The organism is Methylophaga nitratireducenticrescens (genome assembly GCF_000260985.4).
Taxonomy (GTDB): Bacteria; Pseudomonadota; Gammaproteobacteria; order Nitrosococcales; family Methylophagaceae; genus Methylophaga; species Methylophaga nitratireducenticrescens.
The window spans coordinates 337191-357144 of the sequence record NC_017857.3 but is presented as its reverse complement, the minus strand read 5'-3'; the positions used below and the strand labels follow the sequence as shown (position 1 = coordinate 357144).

Sequence of the window (19954 nt, the reverse complement as noted above, 5' to 3'; positions counted from 1 at the left end):
CATCAAGATCCAGACAACCTTCACCCATGGCACACAGTAAGCCATTTAGGATTAGCAGAAATCGGTCACGCAGGCCCTAGGTCAGGCAGATGCGGTCCTGCCGTTCCAGGGATATTTTCAAGCAGTGCGAAGCGGTGTGTGCGAGTATAATTTAATTAATCATGAATTAGGCCTTATACATAATGCCGGTCGAGCCGAACCAATTAAAAAAATTACGTAAAGAGCTAGGTTTAACCCAAGCTGAAGCAGCAGAATCAGTCCGCGTTGAACGCCAAACTTGGATTAGTTGGGAGCGTGATACTGATAAACCTACAGCAAGAACTATCCCTGATGGATTATTAGAATTGTTTTGTATCAAACATAAAGTTAATTATAAAGTACTTGACAAAAAAGTATACATCGTATACCATTAGTTTCAAATGTCACTTGCTTTGCGCCAGTTTTTTTTGGCCCCAACAGGTATACATTGTAAACTTTTATAGGATGTATATATGTCACTCTCAAAAGAATCAATCTCTACGGAAAATCATATTTTGGACCAAACAACTTCTTACCTAGATGAAGTATCAATCAAAGAAATGATGGCATTATCATGGGCAGGTGGTTTTATCGATGGTGAAGGCTGGATTGGCATTGCAAGGCAAACGCGTAAAGGCTATGACACTATCTCTCATCGTTTGAAAGTGGCCATTACCCAAAATAACCTCGAGGTGCTGGAGCACTTCAAAAATATTATCGGTGAGTCTGGAGCAATCAATAAAGGTGTGCGGACAGAAAAGATGAACCGTCAAACGTATTCTTTAGTATTTGATAGCCGGCATGCATTGAATGTTCTTAACAAAATCCGTCCTTACTTGAAGCGAAAAGGGCATGAAGCAGATGCCGTCTTTGCCATGTGGGAGGAGGGTCTTATGGGTAAACGTCCAGGGGCCAAAGGATGGCCACCAGAAATTTACAAAATTCGGGAAAAGTGGGCACAGAAGATCTCACGGCTGAAATGAGCTGTTCACATACCCCAACCGGGCGGTTGAGGTATGCAAACAATTTTACTGAGAATAATTATGGATAAGTCCACATTACATAAATTAATTGATAAAGCAGAAGCCAATAAGACTCAACCTCCCATGTTTTTTGATGAAGAATCCTATGATGAGATGTTGGTACAAGCAGCCTTGTCAGCAAAAAACCATAAAGTTATTTATGACAAATCCCTAGTCAATCGTGTGTACGACAATGAAACCAGCGGCAAACGAAAAATGATTCTGCGGGCTCTACTAAAAGAGCCCAATCATAAGCCTTTAGCTGCTCCCGAACCTGAGGTAATCCATAAGCTTGATGACCTAGCCAAACGGTTTGGTAATTTCAGTGACGTTATCAATATTTGTAAGAATGCATGTTTACTGGGAAGCTTAGTGACGCCCAACCTTTTTTCAATGCCTCCCCTGTTGCTGTCTGGGCCTCCTGGTGTAGGCAAAACACGATTTATTTCCGAGCTGGCATCAGTATTAGGTACAGACTTTTATTCGCTCGATTACTCTACAGTGTCATCAGGCTTTGTCGTTGCAGGTGGTGCCAGCTCATGGAGTGACAGCAAACCGGGTTTTATCAGCAACAGCATACGATCTAGCCGTTTTGCCAATCCCATTATTATGTTGGATGAGCTCGACAAAGCATCGGTTGATACAAGACACGATCCAATGGGTCCAATGTACAGTCTTTTAGAAAAGCACACCGCCAAACGATTTATTGATGAGTACCTGGAAATTCCTTTTGATGTCAGCTCAATCATTTGGATAGCGTCTGCTAATTATCCCGAAAGGATCCCAGAACCGATTCGATCTCGGATGTTAGAGATAACGATCCCTCTGCCAACAAAAGAGCAATCAATAGCCATTGTCCGCTCTATTTACACTGAGCTGTTATTGGAACCTTGGGGAGAACACTTTGCTGTTGAGCTCGATTTAAAAGTTATTAATAAGCTTGTAACTGTATCTCCTCGTATAGCAAGGATCCAGCTTGAAAATGCTATGGCGAATGCAGTACAGCGTTCAAAAGCTAAAGTTAAACCAATCGTGATTCTACCAAAAGATGTCTCCTCCTCATTAACCAAGCCAAAAGCAAGGGGCATCGGGTTTTTGGCCGAAATTTGAGAGAAGCTAATACAAAACACCAGCTAGAGCAGACAACTATTACTCACAAGGAGAAAGTAATGCTGATTGGTTTGCCCCGTTCAGATATTCAATTGATTAACTGGAATATCATCTGTTTAAACTTGCCATCTGGAGAGTCAGGAGAATTTTTCATCGGCTATAGCTTGAATGATCGACTGGCTCGTTTCAGCACACTCATTCTAGAGTTTGATGAAGAGAAAAAAATTGGTAAAACCAAATCCGGTTCTACTTACTCTTTGCTGGGTCAACCAGGACATCCTTGCGAAGATGGACTGCACGTTTTATATCAGTTATTTGGTAAAGCACGTATCCAAAATGAACTTTTCTCTGATGAGACTGAAGGTATTCTCTGTTTTAAATACTCTACTTCCAATAAATCCGATTAATTAGTAGAAAAGGTTTATGAAATAGTCTTCTTCTGTTGCTGTGATTTTTGTATCTGTGATGCTTGTTCCTTATTAAACCATATAGAATCAATCAATCCATTTCCAGGTTGACTAAACCAATTTCGTCCAACTTCTTTAGTAAAACGTGCATGCAACTCTCGAGATCGCTGAGACGCTGATTTGATAACATCAAGGCGTCGCTCTGACTTTGTAATTGTCTCAGCAATTGCCGCTCGAGCTCGGTTAATACGTTCTCGCTCATACATCTTCTCCATAATCATTTTCTGTTGGGGTGTGAGGGGAACAACATCAATGCCTTCTTTAAAAGCAAGTTCGGCAGCCAGCTCGAAAAATGCCAGACTGCCGCTAAGTTTGATCACTTGCCAATGCCTGGCCTTTGAGCCGGCAATCAAGCGTATTGCGGCTTTCTTGTCACTCATCTTTTTTGCTGTAAGGCTTGTTTTACCTACTTCGATTTGGCTTCCATCATTAAATCGCAAAAGCCTCTTATTCAAATCAATGTGTTGAATATCATTGAAAGGCAGGATTTCGCCAAACAGCTGTTTTTGTCTACGTGGTTGAGTGGGTACGTCTCTCTTTACTGCCGAAGGATCCGGTAACCGTTGTTGTACTGCGGGGCTGTTTCGTCGATTTGCACGCAAGTCCTGCCGTCGCAATTCTTGACTTTCAGTTTTTTTTGCGCGTCTTTGAGCTGACTCAACAGCCGGTTCTGATTCTGAACCTCGGCTTTGAGTTGCTCCAGTTGCCAAATTTCGTACTGAATCACCAGTACTGGCAACAACAGCAGGGAGAGACTCACCAAGAGCGGCATAAGCCAAATCAGCCTCCATTTCTTGTGCCACTTCTGTCTGAGATTTGATAGCTCGTTGATTTCGGCGAGTAGCACTGTTTTTTGATTGCTGATACTTTTTTTGATTATATTGAGCTCGCTCCCCACGTTTTTTTTCAAGCTGTCTGTAAAATGTTGCAGCTGCTGCCGAGTCTGGTTTTCTATCAACGCCATTTCTTCTTGCTGCTTTTGCTGCAAGCGTTCGGTCAAAGTCAAAGTTTTCATCAAATAGGGCTCCTTTTAATCGCCAACGGTTACCTGATTCAAGATCGGGATCCATTACGGTGATGTAATTTTTACCGGCACGGGATATTTCGAATCCTGCTTCTTCCAAGTAAGCAATCATGTCCTTACGGTCTTTGACTAAGCCGCTCACGATGCCCGTCTGAACATATTCAATAATGGCCTGCCTCGGATCTTCGAGGCCGCTGGTCACGGCAGTTCTGACATCCCGGTATACCCTGTGTCCCGGCTGAATTACCCTCGCATTTTCCGGGTGAGCATCGATGTCAGGACTTTTCCATCCATACCTTGTGTTGAAGTGGTCTCTCAGTGGATCGAAGGTTTTTTGCCAACCCGGTGGCGCAGGATTGAAAGACCTACCCGTTCTCAGCTCGACTCGGGCAATAATGATATGAAGATGAAAGCCTCCCAGATTGTCATCATGCCTTACTACGCCCCAAGAATATTGTTCGGGATCCATCCCGGCAAAAGCCGTCCTCTCAAATTCGTCGGTAAGCGTCTCAAGCTGTTCGTCGGTGGGCATATCGTCAGGGTGGAAGGAAACCACCGCGCTGCTGTAGCGATACTTGAAGTCCAAACTGTCTGCCAGTGAAGCTAACTGGTATAAATCGCCACGACGAATCTCAACGCCAGCTCTGCGTTCACCTTTCGCATCAGTGACAGCCAACAGGTATTCCACGGCATCAAGAACTTGACCGGTACCATGTTCAAGAAATTTGATGTGCATCCTGTACCCGTTTCAACCTGCGCTCGATGGTGAGCAAGGTCTTTAATAAATCAAGCGATGTGTCGAAATCGTTCTGGTTGACCCTTCTAGCTATCTGGTTAAGGTTGTTGCCGAGCCGGCTGATCTGACGTAATAAGTCAGGATCGACAGGTGTATATTTACGATAGGTCATCCTGCCTACAGGGCTACGCTTTAAGGTATCAAGGGCAAGCTGTCTGCGGGCATAATTGGCCAACGTTACACCATCAGCATCCGCTGCCTTTTTAAGCTTGGCAAACTCGTTTTCGGTAAGCCTGACCTTGAGCTGTCTATCTTTAGTTTCCTTCTTTTTTTTATCAGCAGTCATCTACTCTCCAGGGGTTTGAAGGGGCAGCGCCCCTCACCAGCCCTCGGTCACAAAACGCAAGTTTTGGGGTCCGAGGTAGGCTGGCTTAAACCAGATCCCAAAATATCACTCATGTGATTTCCTGGCGCGGTATTCGAGTTAACGATAAAAATAATTGATTGCACGAAAGTCATTTTTGCCCAGTCGTTATATGCCTTAACCAATCCATAACCTGTGCAGGCTTAAGCCCCAACTCGGTCGCTGCATCAATTACTTGTTCCCAGCTCATCACATTGGCGCCCCTAAACATCTCATTGAAGTCTGTAATCGATATAAAGCCTTTTTTCCATTCATGGATAGCTTCGGCAGACGCTTGCAACGGAGTTGGAAATGGATAACGACTATTATCTTGAATTGGCTTTAACCATTCAGTGTCTTCAAGATATTCTGGAGAAAACCAAGGTAATTTTCTGGCATCACTTATCGCGTCTTTAAAGGTAGATGTTTTTAATATCAACAATGCTTTGTGGCCACTTTCATCTGTGAGTGTTGCCATTGGCTGTGAAAACAAATCACTTAGTTCGTACCGCTTTACTCTTTTTTTAACGAGCGGCATTAATTTAGGTTTATCGAAACAGGTTTTTACGAGATGCTGGAGCTGCCCAAAGTCTCTTCCTACCCGCCAGACAAATACTTTAGACGTTGTTAATTGATCATCATCTACGCCAAGCACAAACTGGACTCTTTCAATTGCATCGTCACTCAAATAACGGTCTTGAGTGAACCAAGCCGATAGATTAGCCTGGTCAACCCCTGCATGATTTGCAATTTTTGTCATCGAAATTGGGCTCAAATCTATGAGAGCCCGCATGGTGATTTTATTTGTCATGTAATTTCTTAGCTCTAAATATACATTGATATACATTATAATTTGACTAGACTTACAATGTCAATATACAATGTATATCAATGTATTTATTTGGCTATATAAAATCATGCGGGGCTAAAAATACATCGCTGCGGAATCTATTTTTATGGTCGTAGTTACGCCCCGCCCTGACAATAATTAGAGGTATATATGTTTCAACTGATTCATACCGTTATGAGTATGTCGTTAGTCGCCGAACATTATATGGCGTTATTTAATCAACTGAAGCTAAAAATGCAGACAGAGATTGACGCCGCCGAGGAGAGAAAACGTCTGCTTTTAAGGGGTTGCGATCCTAATACAGGACCACCCTTATTCTCATTTTTACTGAACAGTTTACTCATGCTTAATCTAGGGATGGGTATGTCATGAGTAACCATTCCCCTCTTCCAAGAATTCTTAGGTTTCGCGATGCGCCAGGTTATCTCGGTATGGATCGCAACCGTTTTAACCTCATTGTCAGACCATTCATCACTGAGATCCCGATCGGAATACAAGGTATTGCTTTTGACAGACTTGAATTAGATCGCTGGGCGGACCATTATATATCTAGCAACGGGCGTCCCGGTAAGACATCAGGAGATGAATTATGGGACGAAAAAAACCCGCAGGGCTCTTTAACAGAGATGGAATCTGGCACATCGACAAATGGATCGGTGGGCGACGTATTTGCAAAAGCTGTGCAACAAGTTCACTCGCAGAGGCGGAAGCTCAATTAATTTGCCTCATCGAAGCAGACCGACAAGCACGCGTTTTCGGTATCCGCCCAAAGAGAACATTTGAAGAGGCTGCTGCTGCGTATATAAAAAAATATGCCGATCAGAAGTCTATCGATAGTGCTATTAGTAAACTCAAGCAGGTCGTGCCCTATATTGGTCATCTTCCGCTTGATGAGATTAATCGTGACACTCTTGATGAATGGGTGGCTATGCGTATGGAACTTAACCTAGCCACTAACACGATTAATCATGGCCTGAAGATCGTTAGGCGGGTGCTGAATGTTGCTGAGAGAGAGCTCATTGATGAAAACAATCTCACTTGGCTACTTAAAGCGCCTTTTATAAAGCTGCTGCCAGTAGAACAACAACGTGAGCCTTATCCCATTACTTGGGAGGAAGAAAAGGCTTTACTCAATGCGTTGCCGACACATTTAAAAGAAATGAGTCTGTTTGTACTTAATACTGGCTGTCGAGATCAGGAGATCTGTCATCTGCGCTGGCATTGGGAAGTTACTGTTCCAGGACTCAATATATCGGTATTTGTTATCCCCAAAGCTTTTACTAAGGGGAAGCGTGATCGATTAATCGTTTTGAACAGGATTGCCCGTGACATCGTAGAGCGGCAGCGAGGCAAGCATCCTGAGTTCGTCTTTTCGTATGGTGGCAATGGGCTCTACCAGATGAATAATACGGGATGGCAAAACGCTCGACAGAAGATTGAACTGCCTGAGCTGAGAGTACACGATCTGAGACACACCTTCGGCACACGTCTCAGAGCTTTGGGATCTTCTTTTGAGGACTGTCGTGATCTGCTTGGCCATAAACCCAAAAGGACTACTGATATATATTGTCAGCACAGTATTACGGGGCTACTCAGGGAAGTGGAAAAGTTATGCCCAAATGCCTTTGGTGGTCATCCAAAAATCGTGCTATTCAGGAAACCTGTGGGACTGGACTCCCGCAAAATTCCCGCAGGCAAAAAAAAGCGGCCAGCTGAAATTCAGCTAACCGCTTGATTTAATTGGTGGGCCCACCAGGACTCGAACCTGGGACCAAGGGATTATGAGTCCCCTGCTCTAACCAACTGAGCTATAGGCCCGATTTTGTAATCAGCTGTCTGAGTCGAGGAAGCTTCTCAGTTGATCCGAGCGTGATGGGTGACGCAGTTTACGTAAAGCCTTGGCTTCGATCTGACGAATACGCTCACGGGTAACATCAAATTGTTTACCGACTTCTTCCAGTGTGTGGTCGGTATTCATATCAATACCAAAACGCATACGCAATACTTTGGCTTCTCGTTCGGTGAGACCGTTCAGAACACCCTGAGTGGCTTCTCTGAGGCCTTCGATGATTGCCGAGTCTGCTGGTGACATAACGTTGATATCTTCAACGAAATCGCCCAGATGTGAATCTTCATCATCACCGATTGGTGTTTCCATCGAGATCGGTTCTTTGGAAATCTTCAGTACTTTACGTACTTTGTCTTCCGGCATTTCTACGCGTTCTGCCAATTCATCCGGAGTCGGTTCACGCCCCATTTCCTGCAGCATTTGACGGGCAACACGATTGAGTTTGTTGATGGTTTCAATCATGTGTACCGGAATACGAATGGTACGTGCCTGATCGGCAATCGAACGGGTAATCGCCTGACGAATCCACCATGTTGCATAGGTAGAGAATTTATAACCACGTTGATATTCAAACTTATCAACCGCTTTCATCAGACCAATGTTGCCTTCCTGAATCAGATCCAGGAACTGCAGACCCCGGTTGGTGTATTTTTTGGCAATTGAAATAACCAGACGCAAGTTAGCTTCGACCATTTCTTTCTTGGCACGACGTGCTTTGGCTTCAGCAATCGACATCTGACGGCTGATTTCTTTAATCTCGGAAATATCCAGTCCACGATCTTCTGCAATTTCCGCTAATTTGCTTTGTGCGGCCAGAATGTCATCAAGATTTTTCTTGATGGTGGAGGAATAATGTTTTTTAGCGCGAATGAATTTATCTGACCACTCAAGATTACTTTCATTGCCCTGGAATGCATCGATAAAGTCACGGCGATTCATACCCGCCTGCTCTACAACGATGTCCATAATGATTTTTTCTTGTTTACGCACTTCGGCGATGGTTTCTGCCATCAAGCCATTTAAATAAAGCAGCGTTTTTGGGGTCAGTTTGAATTCCATAAACAGGTTACTGGCCTGTTCACGAGATTCGATCATGGCATCACCTTCGGTGGCCAGAACGTTTTTGTAAGCTTCTTTCAATGCGGTAAAGCGAGCGCGGGCTTCTTCTGGATCAATTTCACCAGAATCATCTTCATCATCGCTTACGCCATCAACATCATCGTCATCATCGTCGTCGCTGTCAGAATCATCAGAGTCAGAGCTGCTGGTAACATCATCATCGTCGTCATCACTTGCGACCAGCTCTTCAGGTGCGACAAAACCACGAATCAGTTCATTCAGGCGCATTTCGCCTGCTTCAACAGCATCGTAGAATTCAAGGAATGACGAAATAACCGGTGGGTAAGTTGACAGCATCAGCAGACTTTCACGAAGGCCAGCTTCGATGCGTTTGGCGATAACGATCTCGCCTTCGCGAGTCAATAATTCAACAGAGCCCATCTCGCGCATGTACATACGCACAGGATCCGTTGTACGACCAAACTCACCATCGGAACTTGCCAGGACAGCTGCAGCTTCTTCATCAGAGACTTCGTCATTTGATGAGACAGCTTCGGCAAGACGTTCCATCTCATCGGTATCCATGCCATCTTCATGGACCATGATACCCAGGTCGCTGAACATACTGACGATATCTTCGACCTGATCCGCATCGACCAAATCTTCTGGAAGGTGGTCATTGATCTCGCCGTAGGTGAGATAACCGCGCTCCTTTCCAAGGGCGATAAGTTCTTTAACGCGTGATTGCTGATCTTTCATTCGGCCTCTTTATGCATGGTGACGCTGTTTTTGGCGGTAACACTATATTATAGTGAAAGCACTTCGTTATTGCATCATTTTTGATTACAAAACACCTACTTATAGGAATTAATTTCAATTCTTTCAGACTCAGTTAAATTGCTGAGTCCTTTATTTATCAAATAAGTATAGCGTTCATCTCTTGCTTGTTTGTTTAGACGACTTACAATTCCGATGAGTTCATGCTCCAGTTGTTCTGGCGACAAATTCAACGGTTGCATTGCGAGTTTTTCCATATAGGGAGCTTGTTGAGTATCTCGCCAACGCTCTAAAAGCTGTGCGGTTTTAAGATGGGGATGCTCACGCATGGTTTCAAGTAGCTGAATTAAAATCGCCAAACCTGGCATATCCAGCTGATGCAAATTACCTGTATCCGGAACAGCCTCATACAATTGTGGATGCTGTAACACAATCATCACCGCCATGCGCACAGGCGTCATATTGGCCATTGCATTTTGCTTGGCGTTCTTTGCTGGAGGTGGTGGCGCAGGTTTTTCCAGATGTTTATTTAACGTGGCAATATTGGTTTTAGCATGATCTGCCAGCTGCTGCTCCAACATATCGCGATACAAGCCTGCAGGGATATGCCTTAGATAGGGTTTGGCAATTTCAACCAGCCTGGCGCGGCCATCCATCGATTGACTGTCTACCCGGGAAAGTAATGTCGCAAAGAAAAAATCAGAATAGCTTTGCGCCTGACTGACTAACTGATGAAATGTAGCAGCCCCCTGCTCTCTTACCATGGTGTCAGGATCCTGACCTTCCGGCAGAAACATAAATTTCAGTTCAAAATTACCACCGAGTATCGGCATCGCATTTTCTGCGGCTCGCCATGCGGCTTCTTTACCTGCGCGGTCACCATCAAAACAAAAAATAATTTCCGGTGCGCTGCGAATCAACTGACGTAAGTGTTCTGAAGTTGTCGCCGTACCTAACGTTGCCACTGCATTGTTAATCCCAAACTGAGCCAGCGCAATAACATCCATATAACCTTCCACGATCAGGATGCTTTCCAGTCGACGATTGGCTTTACGGGCTTGATATAAACCGTAAAGCTCCTGTCCCTTGTGAAAGATTGGGGTTTCAGGAGAATTCAGGTATTTCGGCGTGCCGTCGGCATCAATAACGCGACCACCGAAAGCGATAACGCGGCCCCGACGATCGCGAATGGGGAACATTAATCGATCACGAAAACGATCGTAGGTTCGACCTTTATCGTTTTTAATCAACATCCCCGCTTCAAACAATTGATCCTGACTTTGCTGATTGTTGCCAAAAGTACGTAATACATTGTCCCAACCATCCGGCGCCATACCAATATCAAAAGCAGCTACGGTTTCAGCGCTAAGACCACGCTGTTGGATATAATCCTGAAAAGCCTGGCGCTGCGGATGGTTTTGCAACTGATGTACGTAGTAACGACTGACTTTATCCATCAGGTCGTAAAGGTTTTGTCTGGCGGGGGTGAGTGCAGCTTGTTGCGTGACTGGCACCTGCATACCGACTGTGTCGGCAAGCTCCTGAATTGATTCAGGAAAGCTGAGCTGGTCGTATTCCATCAGAAAACCGATCGCCGTGCCGTGCGCACCACAGCCAAAACAGTGATAAAACTGTTTATCAGGACTGACAGTAAATGAGGGAGTTTTTTCGTTGTGGAATGGACAGCAGGCGTACAGGTTTTTACCGGCTTTTTTCAGCGGTACACGCGCATCAATAATATCAACAATATCGACTCGTGAGAGCAATTCGTCAATGAACTGTGGAGGGATTTGTCCGGCCATAAATCAATTATGGCCGAAGTCTGTCTTGAATGTTAACCACGTCTGAAAAAAGACCTGGCATTGCTGGCTTAAGAACTGAGCGCGGCCTTAACCTGGCTGCTCACTGCGCCCATATCAGCGCGCCCCTGAACTTTCGGACGCAACACATTCATCACCGCACCCATATCTTTCTGGCTACTAGCGCCTGTCTGTTGAATTGCATCAGCAATAGCTGCCTGCAATTCTGCTTCGCTCAAGGCTGTTGGCAAGAATTCTTCAATAATCGCCAATTCAGCTTTTTCGATAACGGCTAAGTCATCACGGCCAGCTTGCTCAAACTGCGATAAGGCATCTTTGCGTTGCTTAGTCATTTTGGTCAGCACAACAATAATGTCATCATCTGACATATCCTGGCGATTATCGACCTCAACTTGCTTGATGGCAGCGGTAATTTGTCGCAATGTGCCAAGACGATCTTTGTCTTTGGCGCGCATTGCGTCTTTTACGCTATCTTGAATTCGAGCTTTGAGTGGACTGGCTTCTTGAGGCATTAGAATAAGATTCTAATCAGCAATTAGTACATGCGAACGCGGCTAGCGTTTTCACGTGACAGTTTCTTCTGGTGACGCTTAACAGCTGCTGCAGCAGCACGTTTGCGAACAGTTGTTGGTTTTTCATAAGCTTCGCGAGCGCGAGCTTCTGCAACCGTACCTGCTTTTTCACAAGCACGTTTGAAACGACGTAAAGCTACGTCAAATGGTTCGTTTTCTTTAACCTTAACAGATGGCATTCAATACATTCCTAAACAGACAATGACGGAAAAGCCCTTAATTGTACGAGATCTATTTCGGAAAGAAAATACTAAATGCTAATTAGTTGGATGAGACCACCCCCAGCAAGGCATAATAATCGGCATTTATTTAATGCAGTCAGAATAAATTTATGCGTGTTTTAGGAATTGAATCATCTTGCGATGAAACCGGTATTGCGCTCTATGATACTGAAAAGGGGCTGTTGGCTCACGCACTTTTCAGCCAGATAGAAATGCATGCCGAATATGGCGGTGTGGTGCCGGAACTGGCTTCCCGCGATCATATTCAGAAAACATTGCCCTTGATGCAACAGGTTTTGGATGAAGCGGGTCTGCAGCGTAAAGATATAGATGCGGTGGCTTATACAGCGGGTCCAGGCCTGGTAGGGGCTTTACTGGTGGGCGCGGCAATTGGCCGCAGTCTGGCCTGGGCGTTAAATATTCCAGCCTTGCCAATCAATCATATGGAAGGGCACCTTTTATCGCCGTTACTGGAAGCCAATCCACCGGCATTTCCATTTGTATCTTTATTGATTTCCGGCGGCCATACCTTACTGGTTGATGTTAAGGGCGTGGGGGAATATGAATTAATGGGCGAATCCATTGATGATGCGGTAGGTGAAGCATTCGATAAAACGGCCAAAATGTTGGGGCTGGGTTATCCAGGTGGCCCGGCCTTAGCGGCTTTAGCGGAAAAAGGCCAAGAGGGCGCCCATATCTTTCCCAGACCGATGACCAATCGTCCGGGTTTGGATTTCAGCTTCAGTGGCTTGAAAACATTTGCTTTAAACACCTGGCATAACAGTGATCAAAGTGAACAGGCCAAAGCTGATATTGCGCTGGCATTTCAAACAGCGGCGGTGGAAACCCTGGTGATTAAATGTCGCCGGGCATTAAAACAAAGTGGTCATAAGCGTTTGGTCGTGGCCGGTGGTGTCAGTGCCAATAAGTCCTTGCGCACGGCTTTAGATGCATTACCGAAAGTGCAGGTTTATTACCCGCAATTACAATTCTGTAGCGATAACGGGGCGATGATTGCGTTTGCCGGAGCGATGCGTCATCAGGCCATGATTGCTGAAACTGAAGCAACATTTAATGTGCGTTCGCGTTGGCCATTAGATGAGCTAACACCACCAGCTTCAGCCTGACTTCTTCTCTTCACCGGCCAGCAACCGCTGGATATTGCTGCTATGCCGCCAAAGCAAAAGCAGGGCAATTAACAGAATAACCGTGCGTGCAAACACCGTATCTATAAGCCACAAGCTATAAACCGGTGTCATTGCCGCAGCGGCAATGGCTGATAAAGACGAAATCCGGCTAATGGCAAAAACCACAATCCAAGTCAGTAACGCCGCTCCAGCCAACGCAGGTGACAGCGCCAGAAACGCGCCCAAAGCCGTTGCCACACCTTTGCCACCTTTAAACTGGAAAAATACAGGGTATAAGTGCCCAAGAAATGCAAAGAAAGCAATTAAAGCCAGGATATCGATATCAAAGCCTAGCATTCGTCCGATTAATACCGGGATGACGCCCTTTAGCACATCGATGAGCAAGACCAGTGCCGCCAGCTTTTTGCTACCCATCCGCAATACATTGGTCGCACCGGGATTTCCTGAGCCCTGAGTCCTTGGATCCGGTAAACCTGAGACCTTGCAAAGCATGACAGCGCTCGATAATGAGCCTATAAGGTAGGCGCCGAGCAATGCAAGCAGCGCGATGGCAGTTAATTCAGGCATGTTATGATGCGACCTTTGAAAATGTAGCGGTATTATTCAGTACCATTACCACTTTTGCCAACATTGAAGCGACATCATGGATAAAATTTTTCTAAATGATCTGAAAATTGACACGATTATCGGCATCTATGATTGGGAGCGCGAAACACTACAAACATTGCGCTTTGATTTGGAAATGGATTGGGATATCCGTAAAGCCGCTGCATCGGATGATATAACCAACACGTTGGATTATGGTGCGGTTGCCAATGTCGTTGTCGAGTTTGTCAGCAATAGTCGATATCTGTTGATAGAAAGCCTGGCTGAAGAGGTCGCGCAACTTTTACTCAAGACCTTTGCCATTCCGCGGCTCAAACTCACCTTAACCAAACCCGTCCAATTGCATGGGAAAAACCAGGCACAAATTGTGATTGAGCGCTCCAGCGAATGAAACAGCGGCAAGGCTATCTGCTTGGTTTAGGCAGCAACATAAATCCTCAGCAAAATACCGAGAAAATGGTTACTGCGCTGCTACAAGAGTTTAAAGAGCTAAAACTAAGCCGAGTGTTAAAAATCCCGCCTGTGGGTATGAACAGTCATCGGGATTTCCTCAATACCATCGTCTTCGTTGAAACCGATTTGCCCCAGATAGAATTAAAGCGCTTCTGCAATCAGATTGAAATCAATTTAGGTCGGGATAGGGACGATCCGTTAAGCAAAACCAAAGATCGACCAGCCGATATTGATATTCTGAAACAGCTAAGCTTGCCTGAAGAAGCTGATATCCCGGTCAGCAGCATTACTGATGAGTATTTTCTTTACCCCATTATTCGGGAGCTGCTTAGTTATCTAACGGACACTGCGGAAGTCACACCTCCTGCAGGTGTTTTGATACAAACGTCTAACTTACGCTTTGGAGAGACGGCGACCACCATCTACTGGGATAGTCGCGCCGGTAATAAAGGGGTTCTCTAACAAGCTTTTTATGGCGAGATAAACCGGCTCCGCACCACCTTCACGGGCCAGCGGGGTTTCAGATAGCATTTTCTGCCTGGCTTCCTGTGTATGTGACTCGGTGAATAAAACGGGTCCCGGAGCCACTGAATTCACCTTGATCTGCGGAGCAAGTTTTTTTGCCGACACCAGCGTCAGGTTATGCAATCCCGCTTTGGTTGTGCCATAAATATCAAACCGTGGGGTAGGGTTTTCAACATTGATATCGGTGATATGAATAATATCGGCCGGATCATTGCCTGGTCCCTTTAATAGCTTTGATAACGCCTGATTGATCAGAAACGGCGCTAACATATGTATGGTAAAAAAATGTTGATATTGCTCCGCAGCCTCAACCAAATCATCTGCTGTCGGTGTAAATGCTGAGGCATTATGCACAATGCCTCGATAAGCCGGACTGAATTGCTGCAGTTTGTCGATAAACTCCATAATGCTGGCAGTATCCTGCAAATCAGCCTGAATAGTCTGTATGTCTAATTGTTTTAGTTTTTGGACATCATCCGTTTCAGTACGGTAATGTGCCAATACCTCATAACCATCCTGCTTTAGCCTGGAAGCGATATGAAATCCGACCCGCTTTCCGGCACCTGTTACTAAAATGGGATTATTCACTGAAATTACCGACTAAATGAAACATACCGCCAAGTTACCTGCACCTGACCCCATTGCGCAACAGCATAGCGATCAACTGTTGCAACTGATTTTTCAGACCATAGAAGCCCGGAATGGTTGGCTGAGCTTTGCAGAATTTATGCAGATGGCCTTATACCAACCTGGACTCGGTTATTACAGCAATGGCTTAAGCAAGATCGGCGAAGCAGGGGATTTTATTACAGCACCGGAAATAAGCCCGTTATTTTCACTGGCGCTAGGCAATCATATTGCTGATGTGCTCAGACAAATACCGGCGGCAGATTGCCTGGAATTTGGCGCAGGTAACGGGCAAATGGCGGTCGATATTCTGCAGTATCTGCAGGAAATTGACTGCCTTCCGGCACATTACTACATTATCGAAGCAAGTGCCTACTTACGGAATAAACAAAAGGATATAATCCATAAACTTTTTGGAAGTGACCAGAATCGTGTGATTTGGCTGGATCAACTGCCTACTGAATTTAATGGAGTGCTCATTGCAAATGAAGTGTGCGATGCCATGCCTGTGCATCGAATGCAGTTTGAAGAAAATCAGATTCTGGAGTTAGGAGTAGGGCAGGAAGAAGGGCAACTGACATGGCTGTCACAAACGGTGACAGATCCTTTTTTACAGACACGTTGCGAACAGATTTATCCTTTACTGCAGCAGTTTCCCTATCAGACAGAAGTGGCTATGCAAGCACCTGCCTGGCTTGGCACTATCGCCGAAATACTGACACAGGGTGCTATATTTTTGATTGATTATGGCTATGAAGCCAGTGACTATTTTCATCCCTTGCGGCATCAGGGCATGTTGCGTTGCCATTATCAACATCAGGCACATAATGCGCCATTGACCCTGGTCGGCCTGCAGGATATCACTGCCCATGTGGACTTCACAGCATTAGCTGAAACGGCCCATGCAAAAGGGTTGCAGGTCGAGGGTTATCAAAGGCAGAGTGATTTTCTGCTGGCAGGTGACATTCTCAATCTCAGCCAACAGAATGCGCCAGATTCCTTTCAGCAGATGCAACAGGCCGCAGCTTTGAAACGTTTATTATTACCAGAACAGATGGGAGAACTGTTTAAGGTGCTCAGTCTGTCAAAAAATGTCGATATGGCTCGCTCCAAATCCGCTGATTTGCGTTATCGTCTTTAAAGAACGCAATAAAAAAGGCGCCGTAGCGCCTTTTTTAATGTATTAAGAAATCATTATTGCTGATTACTTTCGTCCAATTGTTGTTTGAGCTGTTCAAGCTGCTCAGACATCTCAAACAGGACTTCCTTAATATTGGCCACATCATCAGTCAAATTATCTGTTTGACGTTTGGTTCTGGCAATTTCTTCACGCATTTCAGGCGTTAATGCGCCGGTATCCTGTCCTTTACGCTCAGCTGCAGACGCTAAGACGGTAGGGATATCAATCACTAGCCAGTCAGACCGTTCAGAGCCATCTTCCTGATGATATGAAATGCCATTATCTAAAGCAATTTTGGTTGCTGGATCAGAATCGGACTTACGGGTTCCCGGTAATAATGGATTTACCCGACGATCTATTTCCTGACCAGTATATTGGTCTTTATCGCGATACTCCTGATGAACAAGACCAAAGATAATATTCAAACGGCCATTGTTATCAACAAACACGCGGCCACTGTTAGTTTTACGTTCCGCCGCAATCGCTCCGGCATGAACCCCTAGCGTGACAAAGGTAATATCTTCGTTGGGTTGGGCACGATTTAAACCCTGTGCTAGGGTTGAACTTAAAATTTGCAACTCACCCGGTGAAAACAATGGAACTTGCTGGTTTCTCAGTAAAACGCGCTGATTGACGTAAAGCGATGAAAGCACTTCACGCATTTCATCCTGATTAATTGGTAAAGGATGCTGATTGGTTCCAGGCTGATCGCGCTCTACCATGCGAACGTATTGCAGATTTGATTCCCACAGTACCGGACCACTTTGTGACATAACGACTTCATCATCATCTGATGATTTTTTACTGAATGGGTTGCCACAGGCAGACAAGCCGACAGTCATTGCCACGCTAAGTGCAATGATGCTGCTGTATTTCACAATGCCTTGCATATAATTTTCCTCAATTAATTCGTATCACGATTTTCCGATTACCGGAGATTCTGCTTTTTGTTCACGACATAATAATGCCTGAACCGATTTGCGCGGATCGTACCCTTCAAACAGGATTTTGCATACCTGCTCAACAATTGGCATCTCAACACCCGCCTGTTGAGCGCGTAATAAAACTTCTCTGGCAGCATGCATACCTTCTACCGTCTTACCGACTTTTGAAACCGCTTCATCAACTGTAAGACCTGAACCAATCGCTAAGCCTAGCTGGCGATTGCGGCTCTGATTATCAGTACAGGTCAGGATCAAATCCCCCATACCAGACAGACCAAACATGGTTTCCGGTTCAGCACCCAATACACTGGCTAAACGCATAATTTCTGCCATACCGCGGGTCAGCAGAGCAGCACGGGCGTTGGCACCATATCCTAATCCGTCACAGATACCTGCCGCAATTGCCAACACGTTTTTCACCGTACCACCGACTTGCACCCCTAAAACATCCTCCGTGGTGTAAGCCCGCAAAGCAGGTCCATGAAGCGCACTTGCCAAGGCTTTGGCAAACGCTGTATCACGGGAAGCAACCGTTAAAGCGGTAGGTAATCCGGTCGCAACCTCTGCGGCGAACGATGGGCCAGAAACGACGGCTAAAGCATGTTTAGGACCCAGAATTTCGATAGCCGTATCGTGCAGAAATTGACCATTGTGGGGCGTTAAACCTTTGGTCGCCCAACTAATCGGGATATCTTCAGACAGAAAAGGTTTAATGCAATGCAATATTTCACTAAACGCCAGACTTGGCACTGAAACCATTATATGCCTGCATTTCTCCAGAGATTTTTCCAGATCCATTTCAATTTTCAATGTATCCGGAAAAATAATTTCCGGTAAATAGCGGCTGTTCATCCGTTCAGCCGCTATCCTAGAAAGCTGTTCTTTGTCACGACCCCAAAGCCTGACTTCATGACCATTGCGGGCCATGGCAATCGCCAGCGCCGTACCCCAGGCTCCGGCACCGATGACAACTGTGGGCATTAAAGAAGAAGCGGTCATGACCATGTAGACAAACTAGTGCGTAGCTTGTGCTGCTTCCATCTGCTGACGAGCCTGATCAATCTGATGTTTGTACACTGCATCAAAGTTCACTGGTGCCAGCACGAGTTGTGGGAAACCGCCTTTGATAACCACATCAGAAATAACTTCCCGTGCAAATGGGAAAATAGTATTCGGGCAGTAGCTGCCAATCAGCGGTCCCATTTCTTCTTTGCTGTAACCGGTCAAAGTGAAAATTCCAGCCTGTTTAACTTCCGCCAGAAATGCGACCTGATCGTTTACTTTTGCGGTGACAGTGACGATCAGAATAATTTCATGGGTATCATCATCAAGACGGGTATATTCATTGCCTAGCTGCAGATCCAGTTTTGGTTTCCATTCTTCACGGAAAATTTCTGGAGAATTAGGCGTCTCAAATGAAATATCTTTGGTGTAGATCTTCTGAATGATGAACTTCGGTTGTTGTTCTTCTGTTGCTGCTGTGTTTTCTTCAGCCATGATTTTCCCTCTTTAATAGAATTTAATTATTTGTCAGTAAAACGTCGAGCTGACCCGAACGGTCGATATCAATCAAATCGGTATATCCACCCATTGATTTACCATTAATGAATATTTGCGGCACGGTACGTTGCTGACTTTTTTGCATCATTTCCTGGCGTTTTTCAGGATGCTGATCCACACGGATTTCGTCATAACTGACACCTTTTCGATCCAGTAACTGCTTTGCCATTGTGCAGTACGGGCAATGCGCGGATGAATAAATGGTGACTTTGCTCATAACAACACTCCAAGTCTTAACTGAATAACGGCAGTTTGGCATCTCGCCATGCGTGCAGACCACCTGACATTACGTAAATATTGTTGTATCCATGTTTTTTGAACTGTTTGGCAGCAGCTTTTGAACGCTGACCACTGTCACACACCAGTACCAGAGGCTGATCCTTCTTTTTTAGCGACTTGAGATTCGCCTCGATATCGGCCACCGGTACATTTATGGAATCGACTATATGTGACGTTTCAAATGCAGCTTTATCGCGAATATCGACAAAACAGCCTTTTTGCTGATTCACCAGATTAACAGCTGTTGGCACATCAACGGCATTAAACCCACCTAGTTTGCGAGTGAGTGAGTCAGAAAAAACCAAAAACAATAACACCACAAACAAACTGGACAGTATCCAATGATTAACAATAAATTCGCCCAGATTTTCCATTAAACAGCCCTAAATTTATGAATAAAAAATGATTTCTATTTTACGCAAAACAATTCGCACATCATGCTGATTAGCCGTAACAGACGCTCATCGTTAACACGGTAAAATATACGATTTGCTTCTCGTCTTGCCGCCAGAATGTTTTTCTCTTTCAGCTTGGCAAGGTGTTGAGACACATTGCTTTGTGTTGTGCCAACCTGTTCAACAATCTCCTGCACAGATAATTCATGATCGCCCAGTGCACAAAGGATTTTCAAACGCAGTGGATTCGACATCGCTTTCAACGCAAATGCGGCACGTTCAATATCATCATTCATAACCTGCATTTGC

The 19954-nt window shown here is 45.1% G+C and carries 24 protein-coding genes and 1 tRNA gene; 9 read left to right on the top strand and 16 right to left on the bottom strand.

What is annotated here, in order from left to right; translation table 11 throughout:
- The first annotated feature begins 182 nt into the window (after positions 1 to 182).
- The 4 genes from Q7A_RS01660 to Q7A_RS01645 all read left to right on the top strand — a co-directional run bounded on the left by Q7A_RS01660 (position 183) and on the right by Q7A_RS01645 (position 2557).
- Entirely contained in the window at positions 183 to 413 is a 231-nt protein-coding gene (locus Q7A_RS01660) for a helix-turn-helix transcriptional regulator (protein WP_014705584.1), read from the top strand.
- Positions 414 to 491: 78 nt separating this feature from the next.
- Positions 492 to 1001 (top strand): LAGLIDADG family homing endonuclease, encoded by a 510-nt coding sequence (locus tag Q7A_RS01655; RefSeq protein ID WP_104934283.1) that lies wholly within the window; start codon positions 492 to 494, stop codon positions 999 to 1001.
- A gap of 33 nt (positions 1002 to 1034) precedes the next feature.
- Positions 1035 to 2150 (top strand): AAA family ATPase, encoded by a 1116-nt coding sequence (locus tag Q7A_RS01650; RefSeq protein ID WP_014705582.1) that lies wholly within the window; start codon positions 1035 to 1037, stop codon positions 2148 to 2150.
- A gap of 59 nt (positions 2151 to 2209) precedes the next feature.
- Positions 2210 to 2557 (top strand): hypothetical protein, encoded by a 348-nt coding sequence (locus Q7A_RS01645; RefSeq protein ID WP_014705581.1) that lies wholly within the window; start codon positions 2210 to 2212, stop codon positions 2555 to 2557.
- 14 nt (positions 2558 to 2571) lie between these two features.
- Here the strand turns inward: Q7A_RS01645 and Q7A_RS01640 are convergent, their stop codons facing one another.
- The 3 genes from Q7A_RS01640 to Q7A_RS01630 all read right to left on the bottom strand — a co-directional run bounded on the left by Q7A_RS01640 (position 2572) and on the right by Q7A_RS01630 (position 5591).
- Positions 2572 to 4377: a relaxase/mobilization nuclease domain-containing protein gene (locus tag Q7A_RS01640; RefSeq protein WP_014705580.1), complete on the bottom strand. Its 1806-nt coding sequence runs from the start codon at positions 4375 to 4377 to the stop codon at positions 2572 to 2574.
- The gene (locus Q7A_RS01635) at positions 4358 to 4723 is read right to left on the bottom strand and encodes a plasmid mobilization protein (protein ID WP_014705579.1); all 366 of its coding nucleotides are present in this window, start codon (positions 4721 to 4723) and stop codon (positions 4358 to 4360) included. Before Q7A_RS01635 ends, Q7A_RS01640 begins: the two co-directional genes overlap by 20 nt.
- Before the next feature lie 169 nt (positions 4724 to 4892).
- A complete protein-coding gene (locus Q7A_RS01630) occupies positions 4893 to 5591 on the bottom strand; it encodes a helix-turn-helix domain-containing protein (protein WP_014705578.1) in 699 nt (232 codons plus the stop codon).
- A gap of 628 nt (positions 5592 to 6219) precedes the next feature.
- Between Q7A_RS01630 and Q7A_RS01615 the strand changes: the two genes are divergently transcribed.
- Complete coding sequence (locus Q7A_RS01615) at positions 6220 to 7365, top strand: tyrosine-type recombinase/integrase (protein ID WP_014705577.1); 1146 nt, start codon at positions 6220 to 6222, stop codon at positions 7363 to 7365.
- Between the two features lie 6 nt (positions 7366 to 7371).
- Here the strand turns inward: Q7A_RS01615 and Q7A_RS01610 are convergent.
- The 5 genes from Q7A_RS01610 to rpsU form a co-directional block, all read right to left on the bottom strand.
- Positions 7372 to 7448: transfer RNA gene (locus tag Q7A_RS01610), tRNA-Ile, on the bottom strand.
- Positions 7449 to 7458: 10 nt separating this feature from the next.
- Positions 7459 to 9297: an RNA polymerase sigma factor RpoD gene (gene rpoD / locus Q7A_RS01605; RefSeq protein WP_014705576.1), complete on the bottom strand. Its 1839-nt coding sequence runs from the start codon at positions 9295 to 9297 to the stop codon at positions 7459 to 7461.
- 95 nt (positions 9298 to 9392) lie between these two features.
- Complete coding sequence (gene dnaG, locus Q7A_RS01600) at positions 9393 to 11117, bottom strand: DNA primase (protein WP_014705575.1); 1725 nt, start codon at positions 11115 to 11117, stop codon at positions 9393 to 9395.
- A 68-nt stretch (positions 11118 to 11185) separates the two neighbouring features.
- Positions 11186 to 11647: a GatB/YqeY domain-containing protein gene (locus Q7A_RS01595; protein ID WP_014705574.1), complete on the bottom strand. Its 462-nt coding sequence runs from the start codon at positions 11645 to 11647 to the stop codon at positions 11186 to 11188.
- A gap of 23 nt (positions 11648 to 11670) precedes the next feature.
- On the bottom strand, positions 11671 to 11886 hold the full coding sequence (rpsU, locus tag Q7A_RS01590) for a 30S ribosomal protein S21 (protein ID WP_014705573.1): 216 nt from the start codon (positions 11884 to 11886) through the stop codon (positions 11671 to 11673).
- 152 nt (positions 11887 to 12038) lie between these two features.
- Between rpsU and tsaD the strand changes: the two genes are divergently transcribed.
- A complete protein-coding gene (gene tsaD / locus Q7A_RS01585) occupies positions 12039 to 13055 on the top strand; it encodes a tRNA (adenosine(37)-N6)-threonylcarbamoyltransferase complex transferase subunit TsaD (protein WP_014705572.1) in 1017 nt (338 codons plus the stop codon).
- Here tsaD and plsY read toward each other — a convergent pair.
- Positions 13047 to 13643 carry a glycerol-3-phosphate 1-O-acyltransferase PlsY gene (gene plsY, locus Q7A_RS01580; RefSeq protein WP_014705571.1) on the bottom strand — a complete coding sequence of 199 codons (597 nt, stop codon included), beginning with the start codon at positions 13641 to 13643 and terminating at the stop codon, positions 13047 to 13049. The two genes, tsaD and plsY, sit on opposite strands and share 9 nt — an antisense overlap.
- A gap of 76 nt (positions 13644 to 13719) precedes the next feature.
- Between plsY and folB the strand changes: the two genes are divergently transcribed.
- Both folB and folK read left to right on the top strand, forming a co-directional pair.
- A complete protein-coding gene (folB, locus tag Q7A_RS01575) occupies positions 13720 to 14073 on the top strand; it encodes a dihydroneopterin aldolase (protein WP_014705569.1) in 354 nt (117 codons plus the stop codon).
- Entirely contained in the window at positions 14070 to 14597 is a 528-nt protein-coding gene (gene folK / locus Q7A_RS01570; RefSeq protein WP_084227429.1) for a 2-amino-4-hydroxy-6-hydroxymethyldihydropteridine diphosphokinase, read from the top strand. Before folB ends, folK begins: the two co-directional genes overlap by 4 nt.
- On the opposite strand, the gene Q7A_RS01565 is transcribed toward folK, so the two are convergent.
- Positions 14529 to 15248: an SDR family oxidoreductase gene (locus Q7A_RS01565; protein WP_014705568.1), complete on the bottom strand. Its 720-nt coding sequence runs from the start codon at positions 15246 to 15248 to the stop codon at positions 14529 to 14531. The two genes, folK and Q7A_RS01565, sit on opposite strands and share 69 nt — an antisense overlap.
- 16 nt (positions 15249 to 15264) lie before the next feature.
- Here Q7A_RS01565 and Q7A_RS01560 point away from each other — a divergent pair, with 16 nt between their 5' ends.
- On the top strand, positions 15265 to 16428 hold the full coding sequence (locus Q7A_RS01560; RefSeq protein ID WP_014705567.1) for a class I SAM-dependent methyltransferase: 1164 nt from the start codon (positions 15265 to 15267) through the stop codon (positions 16426 to 16428).
- 53 nt (positions 16429 to 16481) lie between these two features.
- Here the strand turns inward: Q7A_RS01560 and Q7A_RS01555 are convergent, their stop codons facing one another.
- From Q7A_RS01555 to Q7A_RS01530, 6 genes are read right to left on the bottom strand one after another with little or no spacing between them, the layout of a single operon-like run.
- Positions 16482 to 17357 carry a hypothetical protein gene (locus tag Q7A_RS01555; RefSeq protein WP_014705566.1) on the bottom strand — a complete coding sequence of 292 codons (876 nt, stop codon included), beginning with the start codon at positions 17355 to 17357 and terminating at the stop codon, positions 16482 to 16484.
- Positions 17358 to 17381: 24 nt separating this feature from the next.
- Positions 17382 to 18392: an NAD(P)H-dependent glycerol-3-phosphate dehydrogenase gene (locus Q7A_RS01550; RefSeq protein WP_238595932.1), complete on the bottom strand. Its 1011-nt coding sequence runs from the start codon at positions 18390 to 18392 to the stop codon at positions 17382 to 17384.
- 33 nt (positions 18393 to 18425) lie between these two features.
- A complete protein-coding gene (secB, locus tag Q7A_RS01545; protein WP_014705564.1) occupies positions 18426 to 18908 on the bottom strand; it encodes a protein-export chaperone SecB in 483 nt (160 codons plus the stop codon).
- A 22-nt stretch (positions 18909 to 18930) separates the two neighbouring features.
- On the bottom strand, positions 18931 to 19188 hold the full coding sequence (gene grxC, locus Q7A_RS01540) for a glutaredoxin 3 (RefSeq protein WP_014705563.1): 258 nt from the start codon (positions 19186 to 19188) through the stop codon (positions 18931 to 18933).
- A gap of 16 nt (positions 19189 to 19204) precedes the next feature.
- Positions 19205 to 19624, bottom strand: a complete 420-nt coding sequence (locus Q7A_RS01535; protein ID WP_014705562.1) for a rhodanese-like domain-containing protein — start codon at positions 19622 to 19624, stop codon at positions 19205 to 19207.
- Positions 19625 to 19659: 35 nt separating this feature from the next.
- Entirely contained in the window at positions 19660 to 19950 is a 291-nt protein-coding gene (locus Q7A_RS01530) for an ArsR/SmtB family transcription factor (protein ID WP_014705561.1), read from the bottom strand.
- Positions 19951 to 19954 lie beyond the last annotated feature (4 nt).